The following is a 7,439-nucleotide window of genomic DNA, read 5'->3' as shown; positions in this document are numbered from 1 at the left end:
TCCGTGGATCACCGTGAGCTTCATCGATAACCAGAACTACCCTATCCGCGAGGTTTTTCTTTCCTCCGACCAGTTGGTGGAAATCCAGAGCACACGCACCGTCCAGCGCGGTCAACTGGAGGACTTGGGTTTCCGCGCGGAGACCATCTTTACGCTGGCGGAGTTTCTGAAAATCTTCAAGACACTGGACCCGGTCACGCAAAAGGCGCTGTTTCCGGATCCGCAGTGGTTCCTCCGCCACAACTACCACATCCTGCGCGTGGGTCTGCAGGAAAATCCGGAACCCGTGGGCGGTAACGGATCCCCCTTGTTCGGGATCGAGTACGAAACCGAATTTTTCACCGATGTGTTGCTGACTCCCGTTCCCGGCGAAATCGCAAACAACTTGCTGTCCCAGTTTGAAAGGCCGGGCGCCGAGGGCGCCGTGGACCCTGAAACGTTCATGCAGGGTTTTTAAATCATTCGAGGCACCGTCTTGCTCCGAAGCATTCTGGAAAAAACCGTATTTGTGCTGTACACCCTGCTCGTGCTGTTTGTATGCGTGGCCGCCGGGGTGTACTGGAACCTGCGCGACGACCTGCCACAGTTGCCGGATAGTTTGGAGAAGATCAATCTCAGCCTGCCTACCGAAATCTATTCGGCCGATGGCGAAATCATCAAAGTCCTCGGCCAGCGCCACCCGGTGAACCTGGAAAACATCTCACCCCTTTTTCTAAAAGCCATCATTGCCGTCGAAGACTCGCGGTTTTACCAGCACAGCGGACTCGATCACATCGGCCTCGCCCGCGCGCTCTATGTGAACCTGCAACGCCGGGCCATCGTGCAGGGTGGCAGCACGCTCACCCAGCAATTGGCGAAAAACCTGTTCTTTTCGTTCGAGCGCGACTGGGTGCGCAAGGTGAAGGAATTGCTGGTCGCACTGCAGATGGAGACCACCTTCACTAAAAATGAAATCCTGGAAGCCTACTGCAACCAGGTTTACTTCGGGAGTGGGGCTTATGGTGTAGAGGAGGCGGCACAGGAGTACTTCGCCAAACGCGCACAGGACCTCAATCTCCTGCAGGCGGCCATGCTCGCGGGCCTGCCCAATTCGCCCAACAACGCCAACCCGTTCATCAATCCCGAACGTGCCATGCGCCGCACGCAGGCGGTGCTGGCCCGCATGGAACGGGAAGGCTACATCAGCCGCACCGACCGCGAAAAGGCCCTGCAAATGGAGCTCGGCCTCGTCAATCCGCGCATCGAATCCAACCCGAACCAGTATTTTGTGCGGTTCGTCATCGATAAGCTGGCGGAGGATTACGGTAAGGAGTTTGTGCATTATGGCGGGCTCAAAATCTACACCACGCTTGATACACGCTTTCAGCAACTGGCGCACCGTTCCGTGGAAACGCACCTCAAATACCTGGAGAAGCGGGAACTGAAGTCCGGTCTGGAGGACCCGCTACAAGCCGCCTTGGTGATGCTGGACAACCGCACCGGCGCCATCCGCGCCCTGTTGGGGGGACGTAATTATTCAGAGAGCCAGTTCAACCGCGCTGTGTCGAACAACCGCATGCCCGGCTCCGCCTTCAAACCCATCGTGTACATGGCGGCGTTTGAGAAACTGGGTTACCACCCGGCGACGGTGGTGGAGGACGAACCCACCCGCTTCCCAATCCCCGGTAGCGAACCGTGGGAACCCAGCAACTTCGGCAACAAGTACATGGGCCCGGTCATCCTGAAAAAAGCGTTGATGAATTCGCTCAACACCGTTTCCGCAAAACTCGTGTACAACCTCACCCCGCGCCGCGTCATCCAGACGGCCCGGCAGTTCGGCATCACCAGTCCGCTGGGTGACAACCTGTCGCTGGCGCTCGGCACCTCCGGCGTATCACCCTTGGAGATGGCCGCCGCCTACAGTGTCATCGCCAACCAGGGGATCCTCAACGAACCGTACTTCGTGCAACGCATTGAGGATTTCCGCGGCAACGTGCTGTACCAGCATTTTTTCCACGGCGTGCAGCGGTTCTCGTCGAAAACCGTCTATCCGCTTCTCAACATGATGCAAGGCGTCATGGACGAAGGCACCGGGCGTGTGGTGCGGCAGTTGGGGTTTCACCATCCCTCGGGCGGCAAGACCGGCACCACCAACGACTACAAGGACGCGTGGTTCATAGGCTTCACCAAGGAATACGCGGCGAGTGTGTGGGTGGGTTACGACAACAACCAGCCGGTGATTGATAAAAACGGCAATGGGCTGACCGGGTCGCGCGGTGCCGCCCCCATCTGGGCGTATTTCATGGACAAGGCGCTGGAAGGCAAGGGGCGGGTGAACTTTCCCAAGCCGGAAGGCATCAAGTTTCAGAAAGTCGATACGAAGACCGGATACCTGCCGGACCTCATGACGATGGAGGAAATGGAAATCGCGGTCAAGGAAGAGCTCAACCTGGAAAAGCCGGTCACGCCGGAGACCGAGGTGATCCCGCCGGTGCCACCGGACCGGGAGGTGACCACCGTTCCCGCTCCAATGGAGGACGATGCTCTACCAAAGCTTTAAATACTATTTTGTGCGTCTCGGCATCTCGTTTTTCCTGATGATGACTGCGGGTTTCGCCGCGCTGTTTTTCATCCACGAAATCGCGCTGTCCGGTCTCACTTTCGACGACCGCCCCATCAAGTGGGGCGTGGTGGTGATCTCCCTTTTCTTCGGCTTTCTGGTTTTCGGCATGTTCGGCGAACACCGCTTCATGAAGGCGCTCGACGGCCTCAAATGGATCGACCTGCAAATGCCGGTGAAGGAGGTCCTGCCGAAGTTCAAAGCGCTCCTGCGGTTTACCGAGTCGTCGTATTTCCTGCCGGGTCACGGCCGCAGGCTGAAAGAAAAAGTCATCCGTCAGTACGCTCAGTACCTGCTCAGCATCGGTGCGGAAGACCGACAGGCGCTCAATATTTACCTCAAGGCGTTTTTGCAGGACCCGTCGGAGACGGCGTACCGCGACATGATCGTCTCCGTGCTGACTCAAAAAGGGAACCTCGAACATGCCGAGATCGATCTCCTGCTGCTCATCCTGACCAAGGAAAAATACGCCGACCGGGAGATTCTGAATTTCCTTGTCTCCATCTTCCTGAACCAGCAGACGTTCTCCAATAAATCCGAGCCGGTGTTCCTGCAGGCGCTGGAGAAAAATGCGCCGCAGTCGGATGAGATCATCGCCTTTCTCGTGCCCATTCTTGCTCAAAAGGAGAGGAAGGACCCGTATTCGGTGCAGTTTTACCTGAACGCCCTCGATCGTGCGCATCCAGACCAGAGAACAGTGCTGGAGGACCTCATCGCTTCCAGTTTCTGTGAAGAACGGTTCCGCGTGGTGGACCCGGTTTTGCACCAGAGGTGCGAGGCGGTGTTTCAGCGGCTGGCCCCGGACCGGCAGGCGCAGTTGATGACGGCCGCCAGCGATCGCACGGTGGCCGAGAAATGGAAGCAGGTGAAGCTGTTGCGCGGCGAGGACGCACGGCAGGTCCAGCGCATGAACCGCGAGACAGGGGTCGAGCGATCTTTCGGCTCGGCTCTGTGGGAGAAACTGGGTGGTGTGGTCCGCGCCGGGCGCGAGGCCCTGCGCGCGACGGTGTTCAAACTGTTCGATGGACTCAACTGGGTCGGCGGTCTGCCGCTGAAATACAAACTCAACGCCCTGTTTGTTTTGATGGGGGGTGTGGCGCTCGCCGTGTGGATGGGGCAGGGCGGGGGACTCCCAGGCGATGGCACCAAGGAAGAAGAAACGACAAAACCGATCGCCGTGTCGCCTCCTAACATGGCCCAAAAAGGCGTGAGCAAAATGCACACCATCCAGGTCGCCGCGGTCAATCGCAAGGCCAATGCCGACGAGATCGTGGACGCCCTGAAACGCAAACAGGTGCAGGGTGTGTATGTGCTGAAAACGAAGCGGAAATCAAACGGTTACTGGTACAAGGTGCGCATCGGCAAGTTCGGTTCGGTGGACGAGGCACAAAAATATGCGCAAAACCTGGTCGAACAAAATATAATCAGTAATTATTTCCTGGTCTCGCTGGGGACCGGAAACAAAGCCTCACGCGGTTGAATCGGATTCATCTCAAACCTGTCCAAACCACATGAACAACCTCACCCTCAATATTGACAACATCAAACTATTCATTTCCGACGAGGAACTGAGCAGCATGCAGGGCGAGGTCGAGCGGGTTCATCAGCTTCTGGAGTCCGGGCAGGGACCGGGCAGCAATTACCTGGGCTGGCTGCATCTGCCGTCTCTCATGGAAGAGGCGGAAATCGCGGCTATCGAGGAAACTGCCGCCGCCATCCGCGCGCAGTGCGATGCGTTCGTGGTCATCGGCATCGGCGGCTCCTACCTGGGCGCGCGCGCGGCGATCACTTTCTGCAATCCGTTGCTGGGTGGAGCCAAAGGCGCTCCGGAAATCCTTTACGCCGGGCACAATATCAGCGGCGACTACCTTTCGGATCTGTTGGATGCGCTGAAGGGCAAGCGCGTGTGTCTGAACGTTATCTCCAAATCCGGCACGACGACGGAACCGGCCATTGCCTTCCGCATTCTGAAAGAAGCCCTGGAAAAGGAAGTGGGGGTTGAAGAGGCGAAGAAGCGCATTGTCGCCACCACTGATGAGAAAAAAGGGGCCCTCAAGCAACTGGCCGATGCGGAAGGGTACAAAACGTTTGTCATTCCGGATGATGTGGGCGGACGTTATTCCGTGTTGACGCCGGTGGGCCTGCTCCCCATCGCCGTGGCGGGGATCGATATCCGCAAGCTACTGCAGGGGGCGCGGGACGAAGAAGCTACGGCCACCGCGAGTTCGGACTTCAATCTCAATGCCGCCTGCCGCTACGCGGCGGTGCGCAACCTGCTTTATATGCAGGGCAAGACCACGGAGGTGATGGCGTCGTTTCATCCCGCGCTTCAGTACGTGGCGGAATGGTGGAAGCAGTTGACCGGCGAAAGCGAGGGCAAGAATCACCGCGGGCTGTATCCTGCGTCCGTGGAATACACCACCGACCTGCACTCGATGGGGCAGTGGATGCAGGAGGGCCGGCGCACCATTTTCGAAACGTTTCTGCGCGTGGGGTACTCCAACCGCGACATTAAGATTCCAAAGATGGAGGACGACCGGGATGGGCTGAACTACCTGGCCGGTAAGAAACTGGATCACGTCAACGAAAAGGCTTTCGAAGGCACCGCCCAGGCGCATCTGGCGGGCGGGGTTCCGAACATGACCCTCACATTGAATAACCGGGAGCCGGAGACACTGGGCCAGTTGTTTTATTTTTTCGAAAGGGCCATTGCCCTGTCCGGATACCTGTTGCACGTCAACCCCTTCGATCAGCCGGGAGTCGAATTTTACAAGAAAAACATGTTTCAACTATTGAACAAACCAGGATACGGAAAGAGGTAATCACATGGGTACCATCAGTAAAGAACTGGACGACCTCGTGCACAGCATCGCCGCGCGAAAGATCGAAGGAGGGGATATCTCCGGCCAGTATGAAAGCGACCCCCTGCTGGCACGGCTGAAAGAGCTGGGAAGCGAACTGTGGATCGACACGGGCGACCTGGAACTGGCCAAATCAATCTGGCATCGGGAACTGTCCGCCCTGACAACCAACAACACCCTCGCCAACCAGGTGGTGCAGACGGGCATCATGGACGACCTTATCAAGGAAACCGTGGAGAAGCTCAACGCCGCCGCCTCCGGCTGGTCGGAGGACGAGCGGGTTCGGGAAGTGGGATTCGTCATCAATTGCCGCATCGCCCTGCGTCTGGTGGAAGCCTTCAAGGTGAAGGTGAGCGTCGAATTGCATCCCAAGGTGTCCCGCGACCTGGAAGCGACGCTCGACTACGCGCGCCGTTACTACAAGGTGTGCCCGGAATACTTCATCGTGAAAATCCCGTTGACGCCGGAGGGCTACCTCGCCGTCCGCACTTTGCGGAAAGAAGGTATTCCCATCAACTTCACCCTGGGATTTTCCGCACGGCAGAACTACCTGGCCGCCCGGTTATCGAACCCCAATTACCTGAACGTGTTTCTTGGCCGCCTGAACGCCGTGGTAGGCGACAACAAGCTGGGCGATGGATCGAACATCGGTGAGAAGGTCACCTTCGCCACCCAGCACGCGGTGCGCGAGGCGGGCAAGCAGGACAGGCAGGTGACGTCGAAACTCATCGCGGCCAGCATCCGCAACGGCGACCAGGTGGCGGCGCTCGCCGGCGTCGATGTGCAGACCATCCCGCCCAAGGCCATGCAGGAGTTCCAAAAGTCGGGACGCAAACCGGATGATGTTAAAAACATTCTCAATACCGACCTGAAGCCTGGCGTGGACATGTCCGGCGGCTGGGGCAATCAGGTGGCCCGTCTGTGGCAAATGGAGGACACGTTCAAGCAATTTGTGGACACGCTTTTGAAGGACGGAAACCTCGACGGCATGGGCGGTGAGGACCTGGTGAAATTCTGCGAAAAGTCGAAGGTCGACCTGTTCCACCGTTTTTCCGATGCCGATCTCAAAAAGATTTACGATCACGGCAAGATTCCAAAGCTCGCCGACTGGCCGGAAACAGTTGCCCTGGACGATTTGATGACGCAGTCCGCCCTGCAATCGTTCACCAAAGACCAGGACGCGCTGGACGACCGCATCCGGTCGTTTCTGAAATAGCGCCATGATCCTGGCCGGTGATATCGGCGGCACCCACTTCCGCCTGGCCCTGTTTCGGGGCGAAGCGGGGGTGCTGGAGATCGTTCACGAATCCCGCTACAAGAGCCGGGAGTTTGCTGATTTCACGGCCGGGTTGGAGCGGTTCCTTTCTGAATCCAAACCCGAGCCCCTGACTCACGCCAGTTTCGGAATCGCCGGTCCTGTACGAGAAGGGCGCTGTCAGTTCACCAACCTGCCGTGGGTGGTGGACATCCGCGACCTCAAAAAGACACTGCAACTGGACAAGGTGGCGCTCATCAACGATTTTGCCGCCCAGGCGGCGTCCATTCCCTACCTTGACGAGCAGGATGTGGCTGTATTGCAGGTGGGTAAGCCCGACCCCACCGGCAACGTCGGCATTCTGGGCGCGGGTACGGGACTGGGGCAGGCGGTGCTGGCCCCGGTGGAAGACGGTGACCGTTTCGCGATTATTGAATCCGAGGGCGGACACGTGGATTTTCCCGCCCAGACTCCCCTTGAAGCAGAGCTTGTCCAATTCCTCAATAAACAGTATCATCGGGTCTGCGTCGAGCATGTGTTGTCCGGGTCGGGACTGGAATCCCTGTATGCGTTTTTCCTGGCCCGCCACCCGGAACCGCCACCTGACTGGTTGGAGGCGGAGCTGCAACACGGCGACCCGCCGGAAGTCATTTCCCGCGTGGGAATGGAACAGGGGTTCCTTCCCTGTGAGCAGGCGCTGGACCAGTTTGTGAGCAGTTTCGGT

At 58.2% G+C, this 7,439-nt stretch carries 5 protein-coding genes and 1 pseudogene; all 6 read left to right on the top strand.

What is annotated here, in order from left to right:
* A pseudogene (locus TX82_RS12105) lies at positions 1-457 on the top strand (hypothetical protein); the annotation flags it as partial.
* Between the two features lie 18 nt (positions 458-475).
* Positions 476-2,539, top strand: coding sequence for a transglycosylase domain-containing protein (locus TX82_RS12100; RefSeq protein ID WP_005010991.1), 2,064 nt, complete (start codon positions 476-478; stop codon positions 2,537-2,539).
* Positions 2,520-4,079: an SPOR domain-containing protein gene (locus TX82_RS12095; RefSeq protein WP_005010989.1), complete on the top strand. Its 1,560-nt coding sequence runs from the start codon at positions 2,520-2,522 to the stop codon at positions 4,077-4,079. The genes TX82_RS12100 and TX82_RS12095 overlap by 20 nt, the downstream gene beginning before the upstream one ends.
* A gap of 31 nt (positions 4,080-4,110) precedes the next feature.
* Entirely contained in the window at positions 4,111-5,421 is a 1,311-nt protein-coding gene (locus tag TX82_RS12090; protein ID WP_005010985.1) for a glucose-6-phosphate isomerase, read from the top strand.
* Between the two features lie 4 nt (positions 5,422-5,425).
* Positions 5,426-6,676: a transaldolase family protein gene (locus TX82_RS12085; protein WP_005010981.1), complete on the top strand. Its 1,251-nt coding sequence runs from the start codon at positions 5,426-5,428 to the stop codon at positions 6,674-6,676.
* Positions 6,677-6,680: 4 nt separating this feature from the next.
* Positions 6,681-7,439: glucokinase (locus TX82_RS12080; protein WP_042251202.1), on the top strand; the 759-nt coding region annotated here is incomplete at its 3' end.

The sequence above is a fragment of the Nitrospina gracilis 3/211 genome, assembly GCF_000341545.2.
GTDB classification, from domain to species: Bacteria; Nitrospinota; Nitrospinia; order Nitrospinales; family Nitrospinaceae; genus Nitrospina; species Nitrospina gracilis.
The sequence above is the reverse complement of the archived record's forward strand: the minus strand, read 5'-3'. Positions and strand labels throughout refer to the sequence as shown.